The organism is Psychrobacter sp. Ps4, from assembly GCF_022129285.1.
In the GTDB taxonomy this organism is placed as follows: domain Bacteria; phylum Pseudomonadota; class Gammaproteobacteria; order Pseudomonadales; family Moraxellaceae; genus Psychrobacter; species Psychrobacter immobilis_A.
The window spans coordinates 45,548-71,490 of the sequence record NZ_JADQAK010000001.1 but is presented as its reverse complement, the minus strand read 5'-3'; the positions used below and the strand labels follow the sequence as shown (position 1 = coordinate 71,490).

Annotated in this window: 21 protein-coding genes; 9 read left to right on the top strand and 12 right to left on the bottom strand. The window is 43.0% G+C overall.

The genetic code is table 11. The features are described from left to right. Positions 1–13: 13 nt before the first annotated feature. The 6 genes from I3252_RS00265 to I3252_RS00240 all read right to left on the bottom strand — a co-directional run bounded on the left by I3252_RS00265 (position 14) and on the right by I3252_RS00240 (position 9,386). Entirely contained in the window at positions 14–796 is a 783-nt protein-coding gene (locus I3252_RS00265) for an enoyl-CoA hydratase (protein WP_238033851.1), read from the bottom strand. An 81-nt stretch (positions 797–877) separates the two neighbouring features. Further along, entirely contained in the window at positions 878–2,038 is a 1,161-nt protein-coding gene (locus I3252_RS00260; protein WP_238033850.1) for an acyl-CoA dehydrogenase family protein, read from the bottom strand. A 63-nt stretch (positions 2,039–2,101) separates the two neighbouring features. Beyond that, positions 2,102–3,586 (bottom strand): CoA-acylating methylmalonate-semialdehyde dehydrogenase, encoded by a 1,485-nt coding sequence (locus I3252_RS00255; RefSeq protein WP_238033849.1) that lies wholly within the window; start codon positions 3,584–3,586, stop codon positions 2,102–2,104. 359 nt (positions 3,587–3,945) lie between these two features. Beyond that, the gene (locus I3252_RS00250; protein ID WP_238033848.1) at positions 3,946–6,000 is read right to left on the bottom strand and encodes a propionate--CoA ligase; all 2,055 of its coding nucleotides are present in this window, start codon (positions 5,998–6,000) and stop codon (positions 3,946–3,948) included. Positions 6,001–6,218: 218 nt separating this feature from the next. Next, positions 6,219–7,889 carry a fatty acid--CoA ligase gene (locus I3252_RS00245; protein ID WP_238033847.1) on the bottom strand — a complete coding sequence of 557 codons (1,671 nt, stop codon included), beginning with the start codon at positions 7,887–7,889 and terminating at the stop codon, positions 6,219–6,221. Between the two features lie 297 nt (positions 7,890–8,186). Beyond that, positions 8,187–9,386, bottom strand: coding sequence for an MFS transporter (locus tag I3252_RS00240; RefSeq protein ID WP_238033846.1), 1,200 nt, complete (start codon positions 9,384–9,386; stop codon positions 8,187–8,189). Between the two features lie 412 nt (positions 9,387–9,798). On the opposite strand from I3252_RS00240, the gene I3252_RS00235 reads away from it, so the two are divergent. Beyond that, positions 9,799–10,788 (top strand): dienelactone hydrolase family protein, encoded by a 990-nt coding sequence (locus tag I3252_RS00235; protein ID WP_238033845.1) that lies wholly within the window; start codon positions 9,799–9,801, stop codon positions 10,786–10,788. Positions 10,789–10,924: 136 nt separating this feature from the next. On the opposite strand, the gene I3252_RS00230 is transcribed toward I3252_RS00235, so the two are convergent. Beyond that, positions 10,925–11,716 (bottom strand): ankyrin repeat domain-containing protein, encoded by a 792-nt coding sequence (locus I3252_RS00230; protein WP_238033844.1) that lies wholly within the window; start codon positions 11,714–11,716, stop codon positions 10,925–10,927. A gap of 307 nt (positions 11,717–12,023) precedes the next feature. Here I3252_RS00230 and I3252_RS00225 point away from each other — a divergent pair, with 307 nt between their 5' ends. Continuing rightward, positions 12,024–12,770, top strand: a complete 747-nt coding sequence (locus I3252_RS00225; protein WP_238033843.1) for a hypothetical protein — start codon at positions 12,024–12,026, stop codon at positions 12,768–12,770. 94 nt (positions 12,771–12,864) lie between these two features. On the opposite strand, the gene I3252_RS00220 is transcribed toward I3252_RS00225, so the two are convergent. The 4 genes from I3252_RS00220 to I3252_RS00205 all read right to left on the bottom strand — a co-directional run bounded on the left by I3252_RS00220 (position 12,865) and on the right by I3252_RS00205 (position 16,479). Next, positions 12,865–13,374, bottom strand: coding sequence for an Rrf2 family transcriptional regulator (locus I3252_RS00220; RefSeq protein ID WP_045446348.1), 510 nt, complete (start codon positions 13,372–13,374; stop codon positions 12,865–12,867). 268 nt (positions 13,375–13,642) lie between these two features. Next, the gene (locus tag I3252_RS00215; protein WP_238033842.1) at positions 13,643–14,884 is read right to left on the bottom strand and encodes an NnrS family protein; all 1,242 of its coding nucleotides are present in this window, start codon (positions 14,882–14,884) and stop codon (positions 13,643–13,645) included. Between the two features lie 199 nt (positions 14,885–15,083). Further along, a complete protein-coding gene (locus I3252_RS00210) occupies positions 15,084–15,368 on the bottom strand; it encodes an FAD-binding domain-containing protein (RefSeq protein WP_238033841.1) in 285 nt (94 codons plus the stop codon). Beyond that, entirely contained in the window at positions 15,310–16,479 is a 1,170-nt protein-coding gene (locus I3252_RS00205; RefSeq protein WP_238033840.1) for a deoxyribodipyrimidine photo-lyase, read from the bottom strand. Before I3252_RS00205 ends, I3252_RS00210 begins: the two co-directional genes overlap by 59 nt. Positions 16,480–16,679: 200 nt before the next feature. Here I3252_RS00205 and I3252_RS00200 point away from each other — a divergent pair, with 200 nt between their 5' ends. After that, positions 16,680–16,910, top strand: coding sequence for a hypothetical protein (locus I3252_RS00200; protein ID WP_045446342.1), 231 nt, complete (start codon positions 16,680–16,682; stop codon positions 16,908–16,910). 94 nt (positions 16,911–17,004) lie between these two features. On the opposite strand, the gene I3252_RS00195 is transcribed toward I3252_RS00200, so the two are convergent. Next, positions 17,005–18,495, bottom strand: coding sequence for an aldehyde dehydrogenase family protein (locus I3252_RS00195; protein ID WP_238033839.1), 1,491 nt, complete (start codon positions 18,493–18,495; stop codon positions 17,005–17,007). A gap of 419 nt (positions 18,496–18,914) precedes the next feature. Between I3252_RS00195 and I3252_RS00190 the strand changes: the two genes are divergently transcribed. The 6 genes from I3252_RS00190 (at position 18,915) to I3252_RS00165 (ending at position 25,861) form a co-directional block, all read left to right on the top strand. Next, complete coding sequence (locus tag I3252_RS00190; protein WP_238033838.1) at positions 18,915–19,517, top strand: TetR/AcrR family transcriptional regulator; 603 nt, start codon at positions 18,915–18,917, stop codon at positions 19,515–19,517. A 208-nt stretch (positions 19,518–19,725) separates the two neighbouring features. Continuing rightward, positions 19,726–20,946 (top strand): iron-containing alcohol dehydrogenase, encoded by a 1,221-nt coding sequence (locus I3252_RS00185; RefSeq protein ID WP_238033837.1) that lies wholly within the window; start codon positions 19,726–19,728, stop codon positions 20,944–20,946. Positions 20,947–21,102: 156 nt separating this feature from the next. After that, positions 21,103–22,152, top strand: coding sequence for an NADP-dependent oxidoreductase (locus I3252_RS00180; RefSeq protein ID WP_238033836.1), 1,050 nt, complete (start codon positions 21,103–21,105; stop codon positions 22,150–22,152). A gap of 219 nt (positions 22,153–22,371) precedes the next feature. Further along, entirely contained in the window at positions 22,372–23,049 is a 678-nt protein-coding gene (locus I3252_RS00175; RefSeq protein ID WP_045446333.1) for a type 1 glutamine amidotransferase domain-containing protein, read from the top strand. Between the two features lie 47 nt (positions 23,050–23,096). Continuing rightward, a complete protein-coding gene (locus I3252_RS00170; protein WP_238033835.1) occupies positions 23,097–23,726 on the top strand; it encodes a glutathione S-transferase in 630 nt (209 codons plus the stop codon). A 518-nt stretch (positions 23,727–24,244) separates the two neighbouring features. Further along, a complete protein-coding gene (locus I3252_RS00165; protein WP_238033834.1) occupies positions 24,245–25,861 on the top strand; it encodes an MFS transporter in 1,617 nt (538 codons plus the stop codon). Positions 25,862–25,943 lie beyond the last annotated feature (82 nt).

Below are 25,943 nucleotides of genomic sequence, written 5' to 3'. Positions count from 1 at the left end.
GACTTTATGGCGTTTATTTATTTTGCCAAGTGGGTTTACGTTTTTCTAAAAATGCTTGTACACCTTCGCGCTGATCTTCAGTGTCGAACAATTTAACAAAGGCTTCACGCTCATGGATAAGGTTTTGTGCAGGTGGCGTATTTCTAGCAGCTTGAATAAGTGTTTTGGAATAACTGACCGCAACTGGTGATTGTTTAGCGACTTTTTGTGCCAAGGCTTGTGCTGTTTGTAATCCATCACCTTTTATAGCAACTTCTTCTACTAAACCAATACGCAAGGCTGTCTCGGCATCGACGCGCTCGCCGCACAATATCATGCGCTTTGCCCAGCCTTCACCTACTAAAGCTGTTAGATTTTGGGTACCGCCAGCACAAGGTAACAAACCAACGCCAGTCTCAGGCAATGCCATTTGTGCATGGTCTTCTGCGATACGGATATCACAAGCGAGTGCGCACTCAAGACCACCACCCATCGCATAACCATTGATGACAGCGATGCTTACGCCGCGATAGGCTGACAGCGCTTCAAACGCTTCACCAAAGGCTATCGCCATACTGATCGCACGACCTTTATCGCCATCTGCAAAATTATTTAAATCAGCGCCCGCTGAAAAGAACTTCTCGCCATCGCCATGGACGATTAACGCATAAACATCATCATTGGTATTGAGATCAGTGACCAGCTGCTTAAGCGCATTGAGACTGTCCATCGTCCACGTATGAGCAGGTGGGTTTTTCAATGTTAGCGTTGCAGTATGACCATCAATCGATAGTTTTAAGTTGGCATAATCCGTCATGAAATATCCTTGTTATAATTTTTTATAAAATTGCGTTATCCATACATTCGAATAGGCAAATTATCTATTCATATAAAATGATTAGCGTAACTGGCTTAACGCATCGTCTTGTAGCAGCTGACGTGAGACAATCACGCGCATAATCTCATTGGTGCCTTCTAAGATTTGATGCACACGCAAATCTCGCACATGGCGCTCAAGCGGATACTCATTGAGATAACCATAACCGCCATGCAGCTGTAAGGCTTCATTGGCGACATCAAAACACAAGTCAGTAGACAAACGCTTTGCCATTGCGCAATAAGTAGAGGCCTGTGCATCATTATTGTCGACTTTATTCGCCGCTAAATAGAGCATTTGCCGTGCGGTAATGGTTTGGGTCAACATATCTGCAAGCTTAAACTGTACCGACTGTAAGCTGGCAATCGGGCTGCCAAACTGACTGCGCTCTTGCACGTAATTGGTCGCTGTCTCAAGCGCCGCTTGCGCTGTTCCTACTGCACAGATACCAATATTAATCCGGCCGCCATCAAGCCCCTTCATAGCAATACGAAAGCCTTGACCCTCCTCACCAATGAGGTTTTCTACTGGCACTTTGACGTCTTTAAAGCTAATCGTCCGCGTTGGCTGTGCTTTCCAGCCCATTTTATGCTCGTTTTTGCCGTATTCGATACCAGCACTATCGGCATCGACAACGAATGCTGAGATGCCTTTGGGTCCTGCAGCGCCCGTACGAGCCATAACCACTAACACATCGGTTGAGCCTGCGCCTGAAATAAAGGTTTTTTCGCCGGTCAGTATATAATGCTCGCCTTGCTTATCGGCTTTGGTACGCAGTGATGCCGCATCAGAACCGGCATTAGGCTCGGTCAAACAATAACTGCCCAGCCATTCACCGCTGACCATATTGGGTAAATATTTTTTGCACAATGCATCACTGCCAAACTCGCCAATCATCCAGCCTGCCATATTATGAATACTCATATAAGCAGCTACTGCGGTATCACCCCATGCCAACTCCTCAAAAACCATGGCAGAATCTAAACGCGGCAGACCTAAGCCATCATACTCAGGATTGGTATATAACCCCAAAAAGCCAAGCTCGCCTGATTTTTTGATGACATCAATTGGGAAATGCGAAGTGCGATCCCATTCAGCGGCATTGGGCTTTAGCTCTTTTTGGGCAAACTGTCTGGCCGTTTGGCGAAAGGCAATTTGGTCATCGGTCAATGAAAAATCCATGGGGTCATCCTTGTGCTGAATAGGGTATATTAAGTCGTCAGTGCAAATATAGGTGATTCAGCGTTAAATTGAAATAGTCGTATTGACGCCGCGACTTGCTTCATCATCAAACCAGCGCGCCGTAACGGTCTTGGTTTGGGTATAAAATTGCACCGCTTGCTTACCATAAGGACCCAAATCACCAAGCTTACTAGCACGTGAGCCTGAGAATGAGAACATCGGTAGTGGCACAGGAATCGGCAAGTTAATACCGATTTGACCGACTTGGATATCCTGTTGGAACTTATGCGCTGCAGCCCCTGACTGAGTGAAGATAGCAGTACCGTTACCATGCGGGTTGGCATTCAGCATCTCTATCGCTTCATCTAAGCTATTAGCGCGCATGATACACAGGACAGGTCCAAAGATTTCTTCTTTATAAATTTGCATATCGCTTGTGACATTATCAAAGATAGTTGGGCCAACAAAATTGCCATTCTCATAACCTTCAACTGTAATACCACGACCATCCAGTATCAAACTCGCCCCTTCTTCTACACCAGTACCAATCAAATGCTCAACACGCGCTTTTGCGGCAGGAGAAATAAGGGGACCCAAATCTTTATCATGCTTACCAGCTGAGACGATTAAACCCTCAGCTTTGGCTTTGATATCATCAATCCACTCACCGGCAGCACCGACAAGGACAACCACAGATAACGCCATACAGCGTTGACCAGCAGCACCAAATGCCGCGCCTGCTAGTTGATTCAGCGTTTGCTCTTTATTAGCATCCGGCAAGATAACGCCATGGTTTTTTGCGCCCATCATACACTGTGCGCGTTTACCTGATTGACTGGCACGCTCGTAAACGTGTTTGCCGACGTTGGTCGAACCAACGAAAGAAACTGCCTTAATATCTGGATGATCACAAATCGCATCAACGGTAGCTTTGCCGCCATGTACGACGTTTAGCACACCTTCAGGTACACCCGCTTCAACAGCAAGCTCAACCAAACGCATGGTTACCATCGGATCTTGTTCAGATGGTTTTAGGATAAAAGTGTTGCCCGTGGCAATCGCCATTGGGAACATCCACAGTGGAATCATCGCTGGGAAGTTAAATGGCGTGATACCCGCACAGACGCCTAATGGCTGCCAAATACTATAAGTATCAACGCCTGATGCAACGTTCTCAACGAAGTCACCAATTTGCAAATTGGCAATACCAGCAGCATGCTCAACCACTTCTAAACCACGGAATACATCACCGCGTGCATCAGCAATAGTCTTGCCCTGCTCTGCGGTCAAGATTTCTGCTAGCTCATCCATGTGGTCGCGAATCAGCGCCTGATACTTTAAAAAGATACGGGCACGTGTGGTAATGGGCGTTTTGCGCCACGTTTGAAACGCTGCTTGAGCAGCAGCGACCGCTTGATTTATTTCATTGTCAGTAGTTTGCGGAACTTTGGCTATGACTTCTTGCGTGGCAGGATCGGTGATATCAATCCATTCACTGGTATTAGAATCAACAAATTGACCATTGATAAGCTGCTTGACGTGGTGCATAAGATATCCTTATCTTGTTTGCGAGACTACCCTTAAGCGGTGTCTTAATATTCAAAAAGAGAGAAAAAATGATGAGTTTTTATCGATCAAACATAATTTATAAAATGATTTATTTCGTATCGTTATTGACTATACCAATAAATCATTTTTAGGGTCAAGCGCTTTGTCAAAATTTTATCTGAGTTTATGTTAACGAAAAAAACTTTATATAAGATATATTTTCAGTTTGAGCGAAAGCGACTAAGTGCTGATAAAAATTAGGAGACGCCTTAAATTAAAAACAAAAAAGCCCATGATTGTGCATGAGCTTTTTTCAATATTAACGTCAGATGGCTTTTTTCAATTAATACGCCATCGTATTAGTAGTCTTTCATAGACTGCTTAATCGCGTCAATCGCTGTTGGATTATCAAGCGTTGACATATCTCCTGTTTCGTTGCCTTCTGCTAAAGCACGAATGGCTCGACGTAAGATTTTGCCAGAGCGCGTTTTTGGTAGTGCTTGCGGGAAATAAATTGCCGCTGGCCTTGCGATACCACCAAGGGATTTGACCACAGCACCGATGACCTGCTGCTCAATACGGAAACGATTTTCGGTGGTCGTGACTTGTTCATGATCTCTCAGCACACAAAAGGCTATCGGCAACTCTCCTTTCAATTCATCATGAATACCCACAACCGCACATTCTGCCATCTCTGGATGCGTACTAATCGCTTCTTCAATTTCTTGCGTGCCAATACGATGACCGGCGACGTTAATCACATCGTCAGTTCGTCCTAAAATATAAAAATAACCCTCCTCATCAGTCACGGCATAGTCTGAGGTTGAGTATTGCTTGCCATCAAACAGACCAAAATAGCTACTGACAAAACGTTCGTCATTTCGCCATACCGTGGTCAGACAGCCGGGCGGCAATGGTGCACGAATCGCGAGCAGTCCTTTTTCGCCAGCTTTACAAGGTTCGCCTGTTTCTTCATTAATGACATGCGCATCATAACCATACATGGGATAACCGGGTGAACCTTGCTTGTGCGGCTTATGATTAAATTTGGGCGTGTTACTCAGAATTGGCCAGCCAGACTCTGTTTGCCAATAATGATCTAAAATTGGCACACCTAAATGCTTAGTCAGCCAATTGGCTGTGGATTCATCCAGTGGTTCACCTGCCAAAAAGAAGGATTTGACGCTGGAGACATCATAGCGCGTCATCCATGTCTCATCTTGTTTTTTCAGCATACGGACACCCGTCGGTGCCGTGAATAAGATATTGACCTTGTTTGCTTCGACAATTCGCCACCAAATACCGGGGTTTGGGCGATGCGGCAGACCTTCATACATCACACTCGTCATGCCAGCCAGCAATGGTGCGTAAATGGTGTAAGAATGCCCGACCGCCCAGCCGATATCTGATATCGCCCAAAATGTCTCGCCCGCCTTGCCATCGTAGATATAGTCCATCGACGTCGTTAACGCAACCGCGTGACCACCTGTATCACGTTGCACGCCTTTTGGCGTACCCGTAGTGCCTGAGGTATAAAGTAAATATGATGGCGTATTTGACTCAAGCCAAACTGGCTCGACAATCGCATTGGCTTCACAGCTGATACGGCGCTGGGTTGCATAATCAACATCAATATTTTTTGGCTCAAATGGTAAAATGCCACGATTGATAACCAATACATGTTCGGGCTTAACTGTTGCTTGCTCGACCCCTTGATTGACAAGGTTTTTATAATTAATAACTTTACCACCGCGCAAACCTGCATCCACCGTGATGACCATTTTTGCTTCGGCATCATCCATACGAATGGCTAAGTTATGAGCCGCAAAACCACCAAATACCACCGAATGTACCGCACCGATACGAGCGCAAGCCAACATGGCATAAGCGGCTTCTAGAATCATCGGCATGTAAATGACAACGCGATCGCCCTTGCCAATACCATGACGCTGTAGCACATCAGCAAAATAATTGACTTCTTTATATAGGTCATTATAGGTCAGACGACGCTTGGTATAGTCCGTATAAAGCTCAACGTTATTACCCAAGTCTTTAAACGCATCGACGACTGCAGGAAAGGTTTCTATTAACTCTTGGTTAATCTCAGAGGATAACCAGATAAAAGCATCCTGTTCTGCGCGCTCTGCAAGATGGCGATCCACACAGTTATAGCAAAGATTGGTCTCGCCACCGACATACCACTGCGCAAATGGCAGATTGCTGTCATCAAGGATTTGTTCAGGCTCTTTATGCCAATAGATACGCTTTGCTTGCTCTGCCCAAAACTGCTCTTTATTTTCAATAGAAGAGTGATAAATTTCAGCAAAAGTTTGAGTGGTATTGGATGACGCTTGAGAAGTCTGAGCTTGGTCTGACGATTGGTTGGTCACTGAAGTGGCGGTTTGCTCGCTCATAATAGCTGTCCTTAGCATAAATGATGGGTAATACGATGTAATATTGTCTAATAATGTCATAGTAAAGATTGGCTATCCCTGCCAGCTATCTCTAATAGAACAAAAAACCGATACACTACGTATCGATTTAGTAGGTATCGGTTTAAAATGTAGCAGAGCTAACAATAAAGGTCAACTACTAAGCCAGTTATCTGCTCAATAGTTAAGCCACTTTAAGCCTATACCTCAGTTTGATCAGCATACATCTCACGCATCACTTTTTTGTCATGTTTACCAACAGAAGTCTTTGGTAGCTCATTGACGAACTTAAATTGACTTGGCACACCATATTTCGGAATAATACCCCGCTCTACGGCTTTCTCGGCGATGGCTTTGATATCATCAACGCTCGTGTCTTGAGCATTAGGTTTTAACACAATCAAGGCCAATGGACGCTCACCCCATTGCTTATCACGTACCCCAATCACAGATACGTCAGCGACCGCTGGATGTAACGACAAAATCGTCTCAATCTCTAATGACGATATCCACTCGCCGCCTGACTTAATGACGTCTTTTAAGCGATCAGTAATTCTAATATAACCATCAGGACGTATATAAGCAATGTCTTGGGTGTGCATATAGCCGTTTTCCCACAGCTCTTTGCCTGCATCGTCATTTTTTAGATAGCTTTGCGTTAGCCAAGGTGCGCGTAATACCAGCTCACCAGTATTGTCTTGACCGGTACCAACCGACTCATTATTGCTACTCCATATTTGAGCATCCACCATCAGTACGGGCTTACCAGTCATACAACGGCGAGCGATATCTTCATCTTCACTCATTTTAGGCTCGTCGAGACTAAATTCTGTCAAGCTAATAAGGGGCGCTGTCTCTGACATACCATAACCGGTATATACTTCGATGCCTTGTGCCATGGCTGTTTTTGCCAGACCTTCAGTCAATCTTGAACCACCGATGATCATTTTTAAACCATTAAAGCTAGCACCGCGATCTTGCGCTTCTTTGAGCACCATTTGCAAAATCGTTGGGACACAATGGGTAATACTGACTTTTTCATTAATAATCAAATCCATTAACACATCTGGTGCATAGCGTCCTGGATACACTTGCTTCAGACCAGCCATGGTCGCGGTAAATGGAAAGCCCCATGCATGAACGTGGAACATCGGCGTCATCGGCATATAGACATCACCGTAACTGACGCCTTGCTTGTCGGGCAGCATACCTAGTGTCGCCGCTTCGGTGAGGGTATGCAATACTAACTGGCGGTGGCTAAAAAATACGCCTTTTGGATCGCCCGTCGTGCCTGAGGTATAAAACGTCGTGGCAATGGTGTTTTCATCAAAATCTGGGAAGTCAAACTCACTATCGGCAGCTTGTAATAACGCTTCATACTCACCCACTACTCGGTTTTGATTACCACCAAAGACTCCTTCAGATGTCACGCCATCATCATCTAGCCAAATAATGTGCTCAATACTAGAGTTTTCAAACTGATAGCTTTTGACCAATGGCGCAAACTCAGAGTTGAGCAGCAGCACTTTCGGCTTAGCATGATTGATGGTATAAAGAATTTTTTCTGGCGATAGGCGGATATTAACGGTTTGCAAAATATACTCTGACATCGGTACCGCAAAATACGACTCCAGATAACGATGGCTGTCCCAATCCATCACCGCCACTATATCACCTGCATCTAGATTTAAACCTGCTAAGACATTGGCCAAGCGATTGATACGATTGAATAAATCTTTATAGGTAAGGCGTTTTTTGTCAGCATAAACGATTTCTTGCTCTAGCGACACCGTTTTGGCACGGTTCAATAGCTGCTTAACTAATAAGGGATAATCGTAAGCAGAAGGGGCGCTGTGGTAAATATTTGACATAGATGTGACGTCCTTGTTGGTCATGCGGATAAGTTATTATGCGGGTGAATCATAAATAATTGATGGCACGCAGCCCTAGTTATTTTAGCTTTTATTTATAAAAAATTGCGGTTTAACCAGTGGCTATTTAAAAATTGGCTGTTTAAAAATTGATAGTGGCTAACAGTATTAATAGAATTATTAGGGTGTATTGAACAGGCTATATCGATAGTAAGAAAAAATAGATGCTATGTAAAGCAACCTTACGTAAACATCCTAAGAGGCAATAGCTTGATGAAAATTGCTCAAAAACAGCCATCAAGCCACACGTGATTTTGTTTTAATCATGCCAAAACTGGCAACCAGTAATGCCAAAATCTGTACAAATAAGAGCAGCCATACTGTGAGCGACCACTGCCCGCGCGCATAAGCCATACCGCATAACCACGCACCCATCGTACCGCCAGCATAATACCCCATGTAATATAAACCAGACGCCAATGAGCGCCCTTTTTTAACATTGACGGCGATATAACTGATGGTAGCAGCTTGGGTGATAAAGACACCTGAGGACATAATAGCAAGACCAATAATAATGCCCCATAACGGCGTCACTAGTGTTAACAGCACCCCAATCATAGAAACGAAAACAGCCACACGTACTGTGCGCGCTGAACCAAAGCGACGTAGCAAGGTCGTCGACAATGGCGTAATAACAACGCCTATCAAATAAACGGCAAAAATATTGGCAAGCGCACCCGTACTCAACTCATATGGCGTCTTAGCAAGATGTAGATTGATAAAGGTAAAACAACCCACGAGTGAAAATAAAACACACGCTCCTAGCAGACACGCCGTCACCACATAACGATTGGTTAAATGCTCACCGAGCGTCTGCATCGCGGAACGAAAATTCGGATTGGCCACAAACTGCTGTGACGATGGTAGCATCTTGCCGACCCACAGCGCACCGATAAGGGTCATCGCTGCCATCACATAATAGCCTGCACGCCAGCCGATAAGCTCGTGCAAGTGCCCAAGTAAAAATCGCCCCATAAAGCCGCCAAGTACCGAGCCTGAGACATAGAACGACATCAGTTCCGTGACAGCGCGTCCCTCAAACTCTTCACCGATATAAGCTATCGTCACCACGGTAATGCCCGGTACAGACAACCCTTGCATAAACCGCCACATGCCCATCCAACCAATACTCGGACTTTGGGCAATTAAAGCAGTTGGTATCGCTAAAAATAATAACGCGCCAACGACAAAGGATTTACGCCCCACAGCGTCAGACAGCATGCCCAAGAATGGCGACATAATAGCAATCGCCATCACCGTTGCACCGACGATCATACCAGCTTGCACCTCAGTTGCAGACAGGTCTACCATTAATACGGGCAAAATGGCCTGAATAGAATACACTTGCAAAAAAGCAAACATCCCAATCAAGCCAATGGTGAGTTTTAAGACCCACGATGTCGCATTATTGATTGGTGTAGATATAGGTTCTGGCATATTATTCTGGGGTTTACTGATGGTATTTTTCACAGGGATACAGGCTATGTTGGACGCGGATGATCTGGCGTGAGTAATAGAAATAGGACGATAATAGCTGAAATAATGACAAAAATAATAATGTAAATAATGGCTGATGCTAGGGATAGGCGTCATGTATGATTTTAGCACACCAAATACCAGACTCTGGTTTCGGTGTGTTATCGGTATTGCTTTATTGATGCTTAGGGTCTGTTGAACACTAAAAACTGCTGATTTATATACTGCGTAGGTGACGTATATTTTTGACAGCAAGCAGATTACTGTCTACTATTATTTTGATCTATTATATATAAATGCAATTCACAAAAACTTATATCCACAAAATATAACCTGCGACAAAATCCAACTCACCTATAACAGACTCTCTATCATGCCCAAATACCCTTTTTATTCGCAATGGATTGTCGCTATAGGTGCCCTAGTTTTTTCTATAAGTGCGTCGGCAGTTACGTTAGACGAAGTAGCCGCAACGAACAAGCTCACAATTAAAGAGCAATCGACCAAAATAGTATCAACCCCGATAGCGTCAGCGGTTGCAATAACATCGCCTGTATCAACACCAGCCGTGCCATCAAACTGTATCGCCGACAGTATTATTACAGCGGCTAATCTGTCAGATACGCGTGATAAGGGGCCTTTTTCGGTGGCCAAAAAACCCGTTCCTCGTCAGTTAGCCAACGGCTTTGGCGGCGGAACCATTTATTATCCAACCAACGCAGACGGCTGTGGTCTGTTAGGCGGAATCGCAGTGATACCCGGTTATGTGTCCTACGAATCTTCTATTAAATGGTGGGGGCCGCGTTTGGCATCTTGGGGATTTGTGGTTATTACCATCGATACCAACTCCATTTATGATGACCCAGAGAGCCGTGCGGCGCAGTTAAGTGCCGCGCTCGATCATATGCTTCGTGACAATACGGTAGGCGCTCAGATAGATAGTACGCGCTTGGGTGCTATTGGCTGGTCAATGGGCGGCGGCGGTGCGCTCCAGCTAGCGACAAAACGTCAGACGGTTCGAGCGATTATTGCGCAAACGCCCTATCATGATAAAGAGTATGGCGAAATGAACACGCCTGCTTTATTCATTACTTGCCAAAATGACCGTATTGCCTCAAATAAAAAATACAGCAGTCGTTTTTATGATAAAGCTACAGGCGCAAAAATGAAGATTGAGATAAAGAATGGTAGCCATTTTTGTCCAAGTTATCGTTTTAATGAGATATTACTGAGCAAGCCAGGTATTGCTTGGATGCATCGCTATATTAATGGCGATACCCGATTCGATCAGTTTTTATGTCGTAACGACAATTATGGTAACAATCCTCGTATATCCGCTTACGACTATAAAAACTGCTCATAAACGAGGCATTCATGAGAAAAGCACTTATAAACTAGGTACTGATAAACAATCTGATGGTCAATCTCTGACTTAGGAGCGCTTAGCATAGAAAAAGGCTACCGAAATGGCAGCCTTTTTTGTAAAGTCATTAACACAATTATTCACAGCTCGCTTTGCCAGTGCGATGATTCACAGCACCATTGGCGGCTAATAGCTTTTGCATATCAACCAAATCTCGCGAACACGCATATGAATAGGCACCTTGATTATACGAGCCCATTTTTTTGTCTTTGGTCGTTGCCACTAGATTTGGATTAGCACCTTGCGCCAATAAATATTTGACAGTTTCAAGGCGATTATTACTAGCTGCAACCATAATCAAGGTTTCACCATCACTTTCTACCGTCTGATCATTTAAGTCCACAGGCGCTTTTTCATTCAATAACGTATGTACTTTTTTGACAATATTGGTATTTTTTCCCAGTACAGCAGATTTCATGACGTTATACACATCACCGTCATCTTTAGCATAGATATCAGCGCCTTTACTGACTAAGTAATCGACCATATCTTCATAGCCGATAAAGGCAGCCCAGCCTAACGCCGTTTGATTAAGGCTACCTGTGTCCTTAACTTCTAAGTCTTGACCATTATCAACCATGTATTTGACCGTGGCTAGATCACCATGTTTTACGGCGTCAAACCAAGTAGCATCTGCACCTGTAGAGGGTTTGTCATAAAACACACGCCAAGAAAGTTTGTTTTGATTGGCAAGATCAAAATTCTCAGTAGTGCTGAAACGAAAACCCACTTGTGGGACTGGTGCTGTTTGAGCAGCTTGGATAGTGTCCATTTTAGTGACGCTGTTATCATTGTTTAGGCTTGAGCAACCTGCTAATAACATCGTTGCCATAACCGCTGATGCGCTCATTTTTCCAAAAAATCTCATGACTCAACCTTCAAATACAAATTAAATAGCGATAGTGATAGTGATTATACAGATTCATTAAATAATAATCTATAAATTATAAGCTATGAATGACAATGACCCTCGGTTAATATAGGCTTATATCAGACTTTAACGTTATACACTGAACCTAACGATCAACATCTTTTTTATAACAGACTTTAGGTACATGACTCACCATAATAAGAGGTCATTTATAATAAGTTGTCATCTATTGATGAGAAATATTTATTATTAAAATTACTAAGACATTAAAAAACTCGAATAAAAACACTAAGGAATAATTTCAATGACCGATAAAATTCATGATTTAGGGGCAGGATTTTGGAATATACGCGGATCTTTTCGCATTGGCGGTGTTCTAAACATTGGCACTCACTGCTCACTTATACAGTTAAATTCAGGAAAGTTTATATTTTTGGATAGCTATTCATTGACTGGTGACGTACGCGATGAGGTGATGGCATTAACCAATAATGGTCAAGATGTCGAAGCAGTACTGAACGTCCACCCATTCCATACGGTGCACTGTGCACAAATGGCAAAAGACTTCCCGCAGGCGACCTTTTATGGCAGTAGCCGCCACCATAAAAAAGTACCTGAAGTAAAATGGGCAGATGACTTGGTTGAAAGCGATGCGGTCGCCAAGCGTTACCCTGAGCTTAAGTTCTCAATGTCACAAGGCATCCACTATATCTCACCCAATGAGATGATTCATGCAGGCTCACTATTAGCCTATCATCCTGCCAGTCAAAGCTTGCACGTCGATGATACCTTTATGAGTCCACCGATGAAGTTATTAGAGGCGATATTACCCGAACTGATACTACACCCAACGACCAAAAAAGCGCTAAAAAATGAGCCCGATGCAGGCAAGCAATATTGCGATTGGGCAAGCAATTTGGCACATGAATGGCGCGATGTGCGTAATTTCTGCGCTGCACATTCCTATTTAGTGACATTCAATGACGGTGAGTTTGAAGTGGCGCTATTAAAAGCCATTGATAAAGCCCGTCCAAAATTAGAAAAAGCTTAATTGACCGTATAACCTCACATTAGAAGTATAACAAAGGGAGTGACCAAGATGGTCGCTCCCTTTTTTGCAATGACGCCATCAACATCAAAAGTTATTAACGAAACAATAAAGACGCTAGCTCATCTTCGTTATTGATGATATCTGCCAAGGTATAGCGCTCAAGGACGTTAATAAATGCCGTTAATGCTTCAAAGAATACACTTTTTAGTTGGCATGCTGGGCTAATGACACAGCCTCTAGCGTTATTTGTCGTTTCATCAATAAGCGTAATAGGCAAACCAGTCTGTCGACCATCACTACCCTTATCATTCGCGGGTGTCGCAAAGCATTCGACCAAATCAAAGTCTGGCTCTATTTGTTTAATTAATACACCCAAATTGATGTCTTTTGGCGCACGAGCCAAACGTATACCGCCATTTTTACCACGCACACTTTCTATATAACCAAGCTGACCCAACTGATGAATAATCTTGGTCAAATGACTTTTAGAAATGCCATAACTGTCGGCAATACCACTGATATTTGCGAGTAATGGCGGCTCTGGTCTCACCGCCAAGTAAATCAATGAGCGCAGTGCATAATCGCTATAATTGGTCAATCGCATTTATTTGCGCTCCTATTTTATATAAATCTCTCAAGTATGTATCAGCCTAAATTTTAGCAATGTAACTCTATAATTTTGAAAATGAGGGTCTTGAAAAGTCAGTGTCTCAAACAAACGGTATTTCAAACAAACAGTGTCTGGAAAACAAAGGTCTTAAAACCTTATAACATTTGCAAAATAATCTACTTAAAAATATCAACAATCAGTCGATAGACTTGGATAAATCCCCTATTATTTTGGCGATAGCATTATAACGGCTCTACAGGCTCTAACCAAACAAACCATCAGGTCTAGGACGTGCCAGCATCGGCAAATAACTGATGCAAAATAGCACGAAGCAAGCAATCCACGCCCCTTGGGCAATCATGATCCATAATAGATAGTGACTCATATCGGCAAGCGGCAACAGCACGCGACTGACAAATACCAATACCATCAGACCATACATAATATTCACCGTCTTGGGCGGCTGATGAATGCTGCGTCCCGTATGACCAAGCGATACCCGCGTCATCATCGCTACGGTCATCATACCAACGCCTGCAATGGCAAGCCCATGCATCGCAATACTATGAGTATAGCCCAACCATGGTTGCAGCGCATACAGCAGAAAACTCAAACACATGCCCAAAAATGCAACATATAATGACCAAAGCAATGGCTTTTGCCAGATACCGCGATGATACCAGCCTACCAAACGGACGATATTAACCACTGCTACGCCAAGTGCCGTAATAGTCAGCAGATACTTATTAGGATAAAACAAGTCACTGATAAAAAACGCTAAGAAAAACAATAAACTCGCAATATCCTGTACTTTACTATTGCGCAACTTGATGACTTCCGTCGTTCCAAGACTCAGACCACGTTCAATAAAGAATGGCACCACGCGGCGACCAATGGTCAGCACCAAACCGATAATTAAATAAAACCCTAGATAAATACCTATTTTAGTCATACTCATATCGGCATTGATAATACCCCAGTAGCAGATTCCATTGCCAACGGTCAATAATGCCAGTTTCGCTAAGATACCCATTTGCTTATACTGCTTGACCTGTAATACCGCTCGACATATCACAAATGCCATCGAAGCGATAAACAATAAGTCAAATACTGCGGCGATATATAACAACGATATACTGCTACCCGCAACCGTCATACCAAGCCCAAAACCTGCCCAGCTCAAACGTGCCAGCAGCCAACAGCCAAATATAGCCAGCAGCTTATAACCATGCGGCATCATTACCCCTGTCCACGTCTTCACTGCCGTGAGGAGAAATCCTGCAATGACCGCCAAGGCATAACCATAGACCATCTCATGACCGTGCCAATACAATGGGTTCAGTGCTTGTGCGTCAATATCTGTATGACCAGTAAATACAAAAGACCATAGCAGCATCGTTATCACAGCAAATAGCGCGGCAGCACTAAAAAATATTCGAAAGCTCAAATTCAGAATAGGATGCGGAGAGCTGGGCGGCTTGCTGGGTAAGTTGATCGATTGCATGGCAGTCTTCTTAGAAGCATGTGAATAGAGTTTAACCTAAAGATTCATTTTAGATGAATGTTATAAGTTATACAATAGTGATAATTTTATAACTCATTATAACGGTTTGCTATTAGCATAAAAAACAACCGCTGATAAGACTATTAAGCGGTTTAAAACGTGCTATTCAGCATTTATGATCTAAAATCCACAAACTGCTTTAACTTACATGACCGCCTTGCCATTTATCAATGAACTCACCATTGGGATCGTATTGCTGGGTTTGCTTGCGAAGATTAAATTGCCGACATCCTCTTGGATCAGCGCCTACGCCCGCTAGATATTGCCAATTCCCCCAATTACTTGCGACATCATAATCGATAAGATGCTGCTCAAAATAGGTTGCACCGTGACGCCAGTCTAAACCCAGCTCATGGATAAAGCAGCTAGCAACGATTTGTCTGCCACGATTGGACATATACCCTGTTTGCTTTAGCTGATTCATGCAGGCATTGACGATAGGATATGGTGTGCTGCCATTGCTGCAAACGCTGATCGTCAAAATAAGTAGCTGGTAATTGATGACCAATCCCCTTAAACAAAAACAGATTGCTACCATGCTCAATCGCATACCAATAAAAATACTCGCGCCACAGCAGCTCAAACCATATCCAATACGTTGACTCATTGGCGATAATCTCACGCTCATAATGACGTAAGCGATTCAATAGTATTTTCACAGACAAACAACCATTTGCCAGCCAAGGCGAGAATTTAGTGGAATGCGTCCAGTCATCCAGTGCATTACGTGTGGTTTTATAAGTGCGCGGCGCAGCAGAATCAAAATAGTGAGTTAAATGAAGCATTGCATTTGTTTCACCACCTTTAAAACTAAGCGCTTGCTCATCAGATGGTTGTGTTTTAAAAAGGTATTTACTATGACCTATCAACGCATCAGGCATTGGCGGTAGCGACTTTGGCGTAGGAGAAACAGCCACGTCGTCGTCAGCATTCAATAAATCATGACTTGCTTCAACCTTTTTACGAAACTGGGTAAAGCTTTTGGGCAGGTCTTGTGTCGGTAAATCAGCAAATAGCGTATGGGTTGATTGCCTGTGCCATATTATCTGCGGATATTTGCTCTGCAAGGCAGCATAGCCTTTATTTTGATTATAATCTGCCGTGTGGCTGACACAGATATCGGTGACTTGTTGCTGCTCAATGAGCTGGCATAACTGAGTAAAGGCGTTTAAGGCAGACTCCACCTTATCTGGTGACAGCTGACTCTTTGATGAATAGCTTGGCGACAGATACAGCAATCGATTACCAAGGCGCTGAAGCGATCGATCCAAATCAGCCAAGCTCTCAGACAAGAACTGCTGACGAGCAGCGCCCCTCTCATTAAAGTGGTAAGCTTGACGGCTCTCTCTCGATTGAATGCAATCAGCCAAAAAATCAGCATAGATAAGCATCAGGTTGCCTTGATTACTTTTAGCCAATGTCGCCGCTTTGACTAACGTTTCATTGTCCTCTATGCGCAAATCGTTATGAAATAAGACCAATACCGCTTTTTTGACTGACTTATTTGATGCGTTGTCTGATTGGTGATTTGACATACTCTCGATTCCCAAGTAGTTAAACGCGCTCACTTGAAGCTGAGTCTAAACTATAATATTTTAGAATGTGACACACAGTATAGAGCGTGTTACCCGTTCAACTTAAGTCGCTATCCTCGTTGTTATCTGCGTTATAATAGCCATAAGCATTGACTATCACTGAGCTGACTGCTTAGATGGTTTATAATTAGGAGAATGTCATGACTCAAGAACACGCTTCCCATGAAAAGCGCAAAATCATCGATAAGTTTTTGATGAAACTCACCAAAGAAGAGCCGCAAATGTATTATGCTAGCACCTCTGAGGTCGCTCGTAGCATCCATACTATGATAAAAGAGCACACCAATCGCTTGTCGGTAGAAGATCAGGCGCTCGTTAGACATATGACCGTCGAGGAGATACAAGGTTTGCTAGGCTTTCACCTTAAATAATCACACTTTCAACGTTCCCATAAAAAAAGCCCGCTTATTTGCAGGCTTTTTTATTATTAAAACTTTAATTTAGAGCATTGAAAATATACATCGCTTAAAATGGATACTCACGTGGCTCATGTTGCATAGATATCCAGTGCGTTCTAGTGAACTCTTCTAGCACCCACTCACCGTTAAAACGACCAATACCTGAGTTTTTCTCGCCACCGAATGGCAAGTTACTTTCATCATTGACTGAAATATCATTAATATGTGTCATGCCTGCTCTGATACCGCGAGCAAAGCGCATGCCTTTTGCCATATCTTTTGTAAATACCGCACTCGACAGACCAAACATTGAGTCATTGGCGATCGATAACGCATCATCTTCATCTTTGGCACGGATGATACCGACCAATGGTCCAAATACCTCATTACGTGACAAATCCATCTCGCGCGTCACTTCAGTAAAGATGTGCGGCGGTACAACTTGTCCTTTAATCTCACCACTTAATATCATTTTTGCGCCTTCTTGCTGCGCATTAGCGATTTTCTCTTTCAACGATTCGACTTGTTTTTTATTAATAATCGGACCAACCGCCGTGTCTTGTTTGCTCGGATCGCCGACATTTAACGTTTTAACGTGTGCCAAGAAACGCTCAACAAAGTCATCATAAATCTCGTCTTCAACGATAATACGATTAATAGCAATACAGATTTGACCTTGATGTAAGAATTTGCCAAAGGCTGCTGCTTTGACCGCTTGCTCAATATCAGCGTCTTTTAGTACCACAAATGGACTGTTACCACCCAACTCAAGCGCTACTTGTTTAATGTAGTCGCCGCCATTGGCCAACTCGCCAATGCGCTTACCGACTGAAGTAGAGCCAGTAAATGATACAAAGCTTGGGGTTTTGTGTTCAACGATCGCATCTCCTATCTCTTTGCCTGAGCCAACAACCACATTGAGCAAGCCTTTTGGTAAACCTGCTTCTTCAAATACTTTTGCTAGCAGCAAACCACCAGTCACTGGGGTATCACTCGCAGGCTTGAGTACCACAGCGTTACCAAGTGCTAAGGCTGGTGCAATAGAACGTTGGGTCAAATGTAATGGAAAGTTCCACGGACTAATGACAGCGACGACACCGATGGGCTCACGGTAAACAAAGTTTTCTTTGCCAGGGGTATTAGAGGGACGAATCTCGCCGTGTACACGACTGGGGAAAGTCGCAGCCTCAAGGGTAATGGCGCGGGTAGCAGCAAACTCAACCATGGCTTTAACACGGGTACTGCCCGACTCTTTAATGAGCCAATCGACGATTTCATCTTGGCGCTGATCTAAAATCTCAACCACTTTATATAGTACACCTGCTCGTGTCGCTGGCGTTTGCTGTGCCCACTCTTTTTGTGCCGCACTTGCTGCTTGATAAGCTTCATTAAGCTGCGCTTCTGTCGCCTGCTGAATCTTTACAAGTGTATCGCCATTGTAGGGGTTGGTATTGGTATTGACGCTATCGTCTTGACCAATTTGCCATTCCCCTGCAATGTACTGTAGGTGGAAATCATTATAGGCATTGGCTTTGGTATTATCGGTATCAGGTGACATAATTTTTCTCATTTATTTTATGGATGTTATGTTGGTTGTCAATAAAACAGTATGGCTAGCAAATTGAGGCAGATAAAAAATAACCCTTAACACAGTTATTTATATTAAATAGCCTGCGCTCGCGACATTTGATTAAGCACATCAAAACGAAACTTGCTAGACGACTGGTCTAATGCTACCATAGACCTCATACAAATAAGCGTATTTTGTCAGCAAGTATTGTTGAAAAAACGTAACGTGACCATATCAACCCTGACAATAAGCACTCATTATAAGCAACAATTATAAGCAACAATAAAAATCTGCATCGACCCATAGAAAGTATCATGAATAATTGTTAATAGCGCGCTAAGTAGCATTATTCGCCATACCTTATCTCTGAAATACATTCATAAAAAATATAGGAGGACATTACCATTATGTCTGCGGCCTCAACCACAATCCCACCAGATACCAAAACGCATCTGTTAGAAACAGGCTATCAACTGATTTCCAAAAAAGGTTTTACTGCCGTCGGTATCAAACAAATACTAGACACAGCCGGTATTCCTAAAGGCTCTTTTTACCATTATTTTGCCTCAAAGGAAGCGTTCGGTGAAGCTATCATCAGTCATTATTTTACTGACTATAAGATACGCTTAGACACCATTAGTCGTCAAAAAGTTAATGCTCAGCAAAAGATTTATGATTACTTTCAAAGCTGGTATGACACCCAGCAAAATGGCTGTGATCATGAGAAGTGCTTGGTGGTTAAGCTCAGCGCTGAGGTTGCAGATCTGTCTGAACCTATGCGCATCACACTGAATGCTGGTTACCAGCAGACCATCAGCTGGCTTGCCGAACAAATCAAAGCAGGCTGGGCGGATGACTCTGTACCACAACCTGACAATATCGCGGCCGAGAGCATGGCAAAACGTTGGTATTTTGCTTGGCTTGGTGCCAGTTTAATCGCCAAGATTAGCCAAACCAATACACCGCTTGCAGAAGTATGGCAGATGACCACTTCTCAATTGGGACGCTAATCCCGTGCGTTAAACGCTTTTTAGCCATTTATACTTCCCTATATCTAAAGCAAAAAATTGAGTTATAAGAGAGTTTTGTAAAAATTACTAGACGACTGGTCTATTTAATGTACAATGCCCACAGTTGCAAAAACGAATGGCTAATTTGCCACTGAGATTTTTGCACCCCATACGCCCAACACAAATATTTAATAATTTTAGGAATACTATGAATAACTTCCAATATTACAATCCAGTACGTATCGTCTTTGGTAAAGGTCAAATCAAACAACTATCAGAATTGGTACCGACTGATGCCCGTGTGCTTATCACTTATGGTGGCGGTTCGGCACAGCGCACAGGTACGCTAGACGAAGTAAAAGAAGCCTTGGCTGCAAGCGGTACACGTACCGTATTCGAATTTGGTGGTATTGAAGCCAATCCAGAATTCACGACGCTTTTAAAAGCAGCAGACATGGTCAATGAACACAATATTGACTTTTTGCTAGCGATCGGTGGTGGCTCAGTCATTGATGGTAGTAAATTTGTGGCATTGGTATCGTCACTTACTGAAGAAGATGGCACGACTGTCTCACGCGAACAAGCATGGAACGCACTAACCAGCTATTGCAGAGACATTGATTCTGCCATCGATTTGGGTGCTGTTTTGACCATTCCAGCCACTGGCTCTGAGATGAACTCAGGCGGCGTCATCAATTATAGTGAACGTCAAGCTAAGCTACCATTTGGCAACGCACTTGCCTTCCCTAAGTTCTCAATATTAGATCCAATCAAAACACTGACATTACCTGAGCGTCAAGTGATGAATGGTGTTGCGGATGCCTTTGTCCATGTCATGGAACAGTACCTAACGTATCCAGTCAATGCCAAAGTGCAAGATGCCTTTGCTGAGAGCTTGCTGAAAATCCTCATTGATGAAGGTCGTATCGTTAAACAAGATCCAGAGAACTTAGAAACTCGTAAGAATATTATGTGGACAGCGACAATGGCACTCAATGGTCTAATCGGTGCAGGAGTACCGCAAGACTGGACGACACATATGATCGGTCATGAGCTAACCTCGTTACACAGCATCGATCATGCACGTACATTAACTATCTTATTGCCATCAGTGATGCGTGAGCTAAAAGAAAGTAAAAAAGAAAAATTGCTTCAGTATTCACGTAACGTATGGAATATTACGCTCGATGATACTCATCAAGACGAAGACGCTGTCATTGAAACTGCCATTGTTTACACTGAAAACTTCTTCCGCGACCTTGGCTTGCCCGTCAGTTTAGAAGATGCAGAACTTGATGAGTCAGCTATTGACCCAATTATCAAGCAGCTTGAAACGCACAACATGGTTCAGTTAGGCGAGCATAGCAACAATGATTTAGAAGTGTCACGCCGTATTCTACAACGTGCTATTAGTAGCAAAGCTGCTTAATAAAAACACCACCGTAATAAGAAACACATATTGTTATGCTATTTATAGTAGTTGCTCAGCACTGAGTAACTACTCCATTCACCATTAAATATCAAAACCAGTAAATATTAAAATCAATAGAATCTTAAAATCAATAAATAGAAAAGGAATCTGATAATGAGCTTTGATAAACAACAAAATCAAAAAACAAACCGTCAAATTAAATTGGCAAGCCGTCCAACAGGTGAACCAAAAGCTGAAAACTTTGATATGGTAACCAGCGATATCCCATCGCCAAATAACAATGAAATGCTGCTGCGTACCGTTTACTTATCCTTAGATCCATACATGCGTGGACGTATGAGCGATGCGAAAAGCTATGCTGATCCGCTAGAAGTGGGTGATGTCATGATGGGTGGAACGGTTGCCCAAGTCGTTGAATCCAATATCGACAAATTTGCTGTGGGTGACTTAGTGGTCTCAAACTCAGGCTGGCAAGACTATAGCGTCAGTGATGGCGAAGGCGTCTTAAAGCTTGACAAAAACATGTCAAATCCCTCTTATGGTTTAGGCGTACTAGGTATGCCAGGCTTTACCGGTTACATGGGTTTGACCGACATCGGTAAGCCGCAAAAAGGGGAAACTTTGGTCGTCGCTGCCGCAACGGGTCCCGTTGGTGCAACAGTAGGTCAAGTTGGCAACCAATATGGCTTACGTACCGTTGGTGTGGCTGGTGGCAAAGAAAAATGTGACTTTGCTGTCAATGAGCTAGGCTTTGATGTCTGTATTGACCATAAAGCGGATGACTTTGCCGAGCAATTAAAAGCGGCGTGCCCAGATGGCATCGATATCTATTACGAAAACGTCGGTGGCAAAGTGTTTGATGCCGTTATGCCATTATTAAATGCTCATGCACGTATCCCAGTCTGTGGTTTGGTCTCGCAATACAACGCCACCGAGCTGCCTGATGGTAAAGATCGTCTAGGCGTATTAATGGGCAACATTCTAAGCCGTCGTCTCACCATCAAAGGATTCATTATTTTTGAAGAATATGGCGATCACTTCCCAGAGTTCTTAAAAACCATGAGTAAATGGGTCGAGTCAGGCGATGTTAAAACCAAAGAATATATCGCTGAAGGCTTAGACGATGCACCAAATGCCTTTGTGCGCATGTTAAATGGCGATAACTTTGGTAAAACAGTGGTTAAAGTTTCTGATATTGAATAACAGAGCCAATGGTTATCAGTTGGTTGAATCGCAAATAACGACTTAACAACATAACTTGCTAAGACAACCACTGAAAATGACCTCTCAACCATGAATACTGTTCTATGAATACAGCTAGCAGTCATTGCAAATACTCATATTGATTACAGATGATTAATTAAGCATGACTGCTAACAATCCATGATTTAAAGACAACATTAATAATAAATAAGGACGACTATGAATATTTTAATGGTACTAACCTCACATGATAAGTTAGGCGATACTGGTAAAAAAACGGGCTTTTGGCTAGAAGAATTTGCCGCGCCTTATTACGCTTTTATCGATGCGGGTGTCAATGTGACACTTGCTTCTCCTGCTGGCGGGCAACCGCCGCTTGATCCGAGCAGCGATACTGAAGACACGCAAACGAAAGATACCAAGCGCTTTAAAGAAGACAGCGATGCTCAAAAGCATCTTGCCAATACTGAAAAACTCGCTGATATGAACGCTGAAGATTTTGATTCAGTCTTTTATCCAGGCGGTCATGGTCCACTATGGGACTTGGCAGTTGATAAAAATTCGATCAATTTGATTGAGACTTTCGTCAAACAAGACAAACCTGTCGCCTTTGTTTGTCATTCTCCAGCCGCTCTTAAAAATGTCAAAATTGACGGTGAGTATTTAGTCAAAGGCAAAACAGTGACTGGCTTTACCAATTCAGAAGAAGACGCCGTTGGTCTCACAGATGTCGTGCCATTCTTAGTAGAAGATGCACTAAAAGCCAATGGTGGTAACTATGAAAAAGCCGCTGATTGGGAATCATTTGTGGTCGAAGATGGCTTGCTGATTACTGGGCAAAACCCAGCTTCATCAGAAGAAGCTGCCAAGCGCTTAATCACTAAGCTGAAAGGTTAATATCTTTCTAACGTTAATATAATAGACCATGCAAAAAGGCCACTATCATGATTCGCTTACATCATCTCAACCAGTCTCGCTCATTACGTATTTTATGGCTTTTAGAAGAGCTGGGCGTGCCTTATGAGATCATTAGTCATCAACGCGATCCTAATACTCATTTGGCACCAGACAGTTTAAAGGCGGTACATCCACTCGGTAAATCTCCGGTTATCGAGATGGATGGTCAACTTTATGCCGAGTCGGGTGCAATCACTGAGTTATTGATTGAGCGATTTGCGCCAGAGCGCTTACGTCCTGCAACTGATAGCTTAGACTATGGACATTATCTGCAATGGATTAACTTTGCTGAAAGCTCGCTCATGTTGCCGTTATTACTGGAGCTATTTACCAAAAAAGCCGGTATCGTCGATAACGAGTTTTTAGATGGTTATATCAGTCAAGAAAAACACAGACTGTTGAGCTATCTAAACGAGGAAGTTGCAGATAAGCCATTTATCGTTGGTCATAAGCTAAGCGGTGCTGATTTTATGCTGTCTTTTGACTTAATCATGCTGGCTAAGCGCGAAGCGTTAGATGATTATCCGCATATCAAGCAGTATGCTTTACAACTTGCCAGTCTTGATAGCTATCAGCGCAGCATGCGTTTAGAGGCGAATCATGATCACTCTATTTAGTACCATGGTCTAACTGTTTATCGACTATTTAATGTATAAAAAAACAGCTCTTTATAGAGCTGTTTTTTATGGGCAAAAATGACCTGAGTCGTAGCTATGTGACATATAGTCAAGGAATTTTAGAATCGCTACAAGGCGACCGACCGCAGATAGTACACTGAGTACATCTAGGGTGGGTAACACCGTAGCGGTTTAAAAGTGCTCTGACTATAGCACTGTGTTTCTTATCGTCTATCATTGACAGACAGCAGCATCTATCTTTTAACTTGATTTTCAATGCGTTAGTTATGCGTGATAAATGCTCAACAAAAATTATGATAAAATATTCAAAACAGGGTTTAGAATACTTTTTTGGTTTTATCAGTCTACTAAATGGCTTTTTATTAAATGGCTTTTTATTAAATGGCTTTTTATTAAATGACTTTGAACGTCTTGAGCTTCATGACTATCCGACGAGCGCGATGCTTGTTTAACAACGGCTATACACCATTTTATCCCTCTACGCAGATTATCCATCCATGAGTACTGAATACCAGTTTAAGCCCCATGAACGACCATTCATGCTTGGCTCGCCTGCCACCCCTGATCACCCTGTGCACCGTAAAGTATTTTATTTACTGATTGGAATATTTATTGGCTTAACTGCCAGCTTTCAGAATGGTCTATTGGTCGCGAATCTCACTCAAATCCAAGGTGAAATGGGCTTAACACCAGTAGAAGGTGGCTGGATATCAGTCGCTTACAATATGACCAATGCTTGTGTCACGGTGCTGCTGTACAAAATTCGCCAGCAATTTGGCATGTCGTTATTTAGCAAAATCACTTTGTTCTTTTTATTGGCAGCCACCAGTATGCAGTGGTTGGTCAGTAGCAATCTACTCAGTACGACGATTGGGGTTAGCATTGAGCCTTATTATTTAGAACTGCTCGCCCGTGGCTTTAGTGGTGTGGTGGCTAGTGCAATGACGGTATTGTCTATTTTTTATTGTCTACAAGGCATGCCAACTGCTCGGCGTATCAGCGGACTGATATTGGGGTTCGGCTTGGTGCAGTTTGGCATTCCACTGTCACGGATTATCTCGCCTTATTTAGCCGTTGATGGTCAGCTTGAAGGTTTATTTTTATTTCAAGTGGGATTATCGCTGATTTGCTTTGGGCTTATTAACATTCTTGAGCTACCACCGGGCAACACTGAAAAGGTCTTTGAAAAACTTGATTTGGTGAGTTTTGGCTTTTTTGCCAGTGGTCTTGCCGCCCTATCGGTATTTTTAGTACAAGGTAGAATTCAATGGTGGACAATGCCTTGGCTTAGCTATCCATTGATCATTGCCGTCGTGACTATCTCGATTGCTTTATGGATTGAGACGCACCGCAAAAACCCTATGTTACAAGTGCGCTGGATGCGTAGCCGCACCATTATTGCCTTTATGATTACTGGTGCCGTTATGCGTATTTTGCTGTCTGAGCAAAGTGTGGGCGCCGCAGGATTATTAGCAAACCTTGGTTATGGTAATGACCAGCTGATTGTTTTTTATGCCATCATCTTAGTGGCTAGCATACTGGCATTAGTGATTAGCATTTTTACCACCAAAGCGACGGATCTGCGCCGACCAGTGATTTTTGCGGTTGCATTGATTGCGATTGGTGCATGGATAGATACGGGTGTGTCGCTGAACTCTGCCCCTTATATGTTCTATTTCAGTCAGTTTATAATCGCTTTTGCTGCCGTTTACTTTATGGGACCAATGGTATTTGAAGGTATGTTTCGCGCCATTGCTAACGGACCTGCCTATATTATTAGCTTTTCGGTGATTTTTGGTATTTCACAAACGATCGGCGGTTTGGCAGGCGCGGCAGGTATTCAAGCATTTACCACCATTCGTACTCAGATGCATTATGCCGATATGGTCAGTTCAATGAATACCACTGATCCTGCTACGATGACCCAGATGCTACAGGGTGTGCAACGTCAAGCAACGGTCGCCGCTTATGACGATTTATTCTTTTTGATGGCGGTGAGCGCCACCATCACCGCGCTATATTTATTGATGGTTTATTTTTATTACCTTTATCATAAACGCAATCCACTTGGTAAAGAACTTGCCACATTGGCAGAAATGATGGGCAAAAAATAACAGGTGATAATCATATCGATTTGTTGCTGTTACCTTTTCTTCTTATGCTAATTACTATATTTTAAAAAGTTATCCACTATGT

Excerpts from the sequence above, each read along its gene's own strand:
- I3252_RS00200 (WP_045446342.1), top strand. The coding sequence starts at position 16,680 with ATGACTCAAGAACACGCTTCCCATGAAAAGCGCAAAATCATCGATAAG.
- I3252_RS00165 (WP_238033834.1), top strand. The coding sequence starts at position 24,245 with ATGAGTACTGAATACCAGTTTAAGCCCCATGAACGACCATTCATGCTT.
- I3252_RS00240 (WP_238033846.1), bottom strand. The coding sequence starts at position 9,386 with ATGCCAGAACCTATATCTACACCAATCAATAATGCGACATCGTGGGTC.
- I3252_RS00250 (WP_238033848.1), bottom strand. The coding sequence starts at position 6,000 with ATGAGCGAGCAAACCGCCACTTCAGTGACCAACCAATCGTCAGACCAA.
- I3252_RS00265 (WP_238033851.1), bottom strand. The coding sequence starts at position 796 with ATGACGGATTATGCCAACTTAAAACTATCGATTGATGGTCATACTGCA.
- I3252_RS00185 (WP_238033837.1), top strand. The coding sequence starts at position 19,726 with ATGAATAACTTCCAATATTACAATCCAGTACGTATCGTCTTTGGTAAA.
- I3252_RS00180 (WP_238033836.1), top strand. The coding sequence starts at position 21,103 with ATGAGCTTTGATAAACAACAAAATCAAAAAACAAACCGTCAAATTAAA.
- I3252_RS00230 (WP_238033844.1), bottom strand. The coding sequence starts at position 11,716 with ATGAGATTTTTTGGAAAAATGAGCGCATCAGCGGTTATGGCAACGATG.
- I3252_RS00260 (WP_238033850.1), bottom strand. The coding sequence starts at position 2,038 with ATGGATTTTTCATTGACCGATGACCAAATTGCCTTTCGCCAAACGGCC.
- I3252_RS00210 (WP_238033841.1), bottom strand. The coding sequence starts at position 15,368 with ATGAATCAGCTAAAGCAAACAGGGTATATGTCCAATCGTGGCAGACAA.
- I3252_RS00205 (WP_238033840.1), bottom strand. The coding sequence starts at position 16,479 with ATGTCAAATCACCAATCAGACAACGCATCAAATAAGTCAGTCAAAAAA.
- I3252_RS00175 (WP_045446333.1), top strand. The coding sequence starts at position 22,372 with ATGAATATTTTAATGGTACTAACCTCACATGATAAGTTAGGCGATACT.
- I3252_RS00170 (WP_238033835.1), top strand. The coding sequence starts at position 23,097 with ATGATTCGCTTACATCATCTCAACCAGTCTCGCTCATTACGTATTTTA.
- I3252_RS00220 (WP_045446348.1), bottom strand. The coding sequence starts at position 13,374 with ATGCGATTGACCAATTATAGCGATTATGCACTGCGCTCATTGATTTAC.
- I3252_RS00245 (WP_238033847.1), bottom strand. The coding sequence starts at position 7,889 with ATGTCAAATATTTACCACAGCGCCCCTTCTGCTTACGATTATCCCTTA.
- I3252_RS00235 (WP_238033845.1), top strand. The coding sequence starts at position 9,799 with ATGCCCAAATACCCTTTTTATTCGCAATGGATTGTCGCTATAGGTGCC.
- I3252_RS00190 (WP_238033838.1), top strand. The coding sequence starts at position 18,915 with ATGTCTGCGGCCTCAACCACAATCCCACCAGATACCAAAACGCATCTG.
- I3252_RS00215 (WP_238033842.1), bottom strand. The coding sequence starts at position 14,884 with ATGCAATCGATCAACTTACCCAGCAAGCCGCCCAGCTCTCCGCATCCT.
- I3252_RS00195 (WP_238033839.1), bottom strand. The coding sequence starts at position 18,495 with ATGTCACCTGATACCGATAATACCAAAGCCAATGCCTATAATGATTTC.
- I3252_RS00255 (WP_238033849.1), bottom strand. The coding sequence starts at position 3,586 with ATGCACCACGTCAAGCAGCTTATCAATGGTCAATTTGTTGATTCTAAT.
- I3252_RS00225 (WP_238033843.1), top strand. The coding sequence starts at position 12,024 with ATGACCGATAAAATTCATGATTTAGGGGCAGGATTTTGGAATATACGC.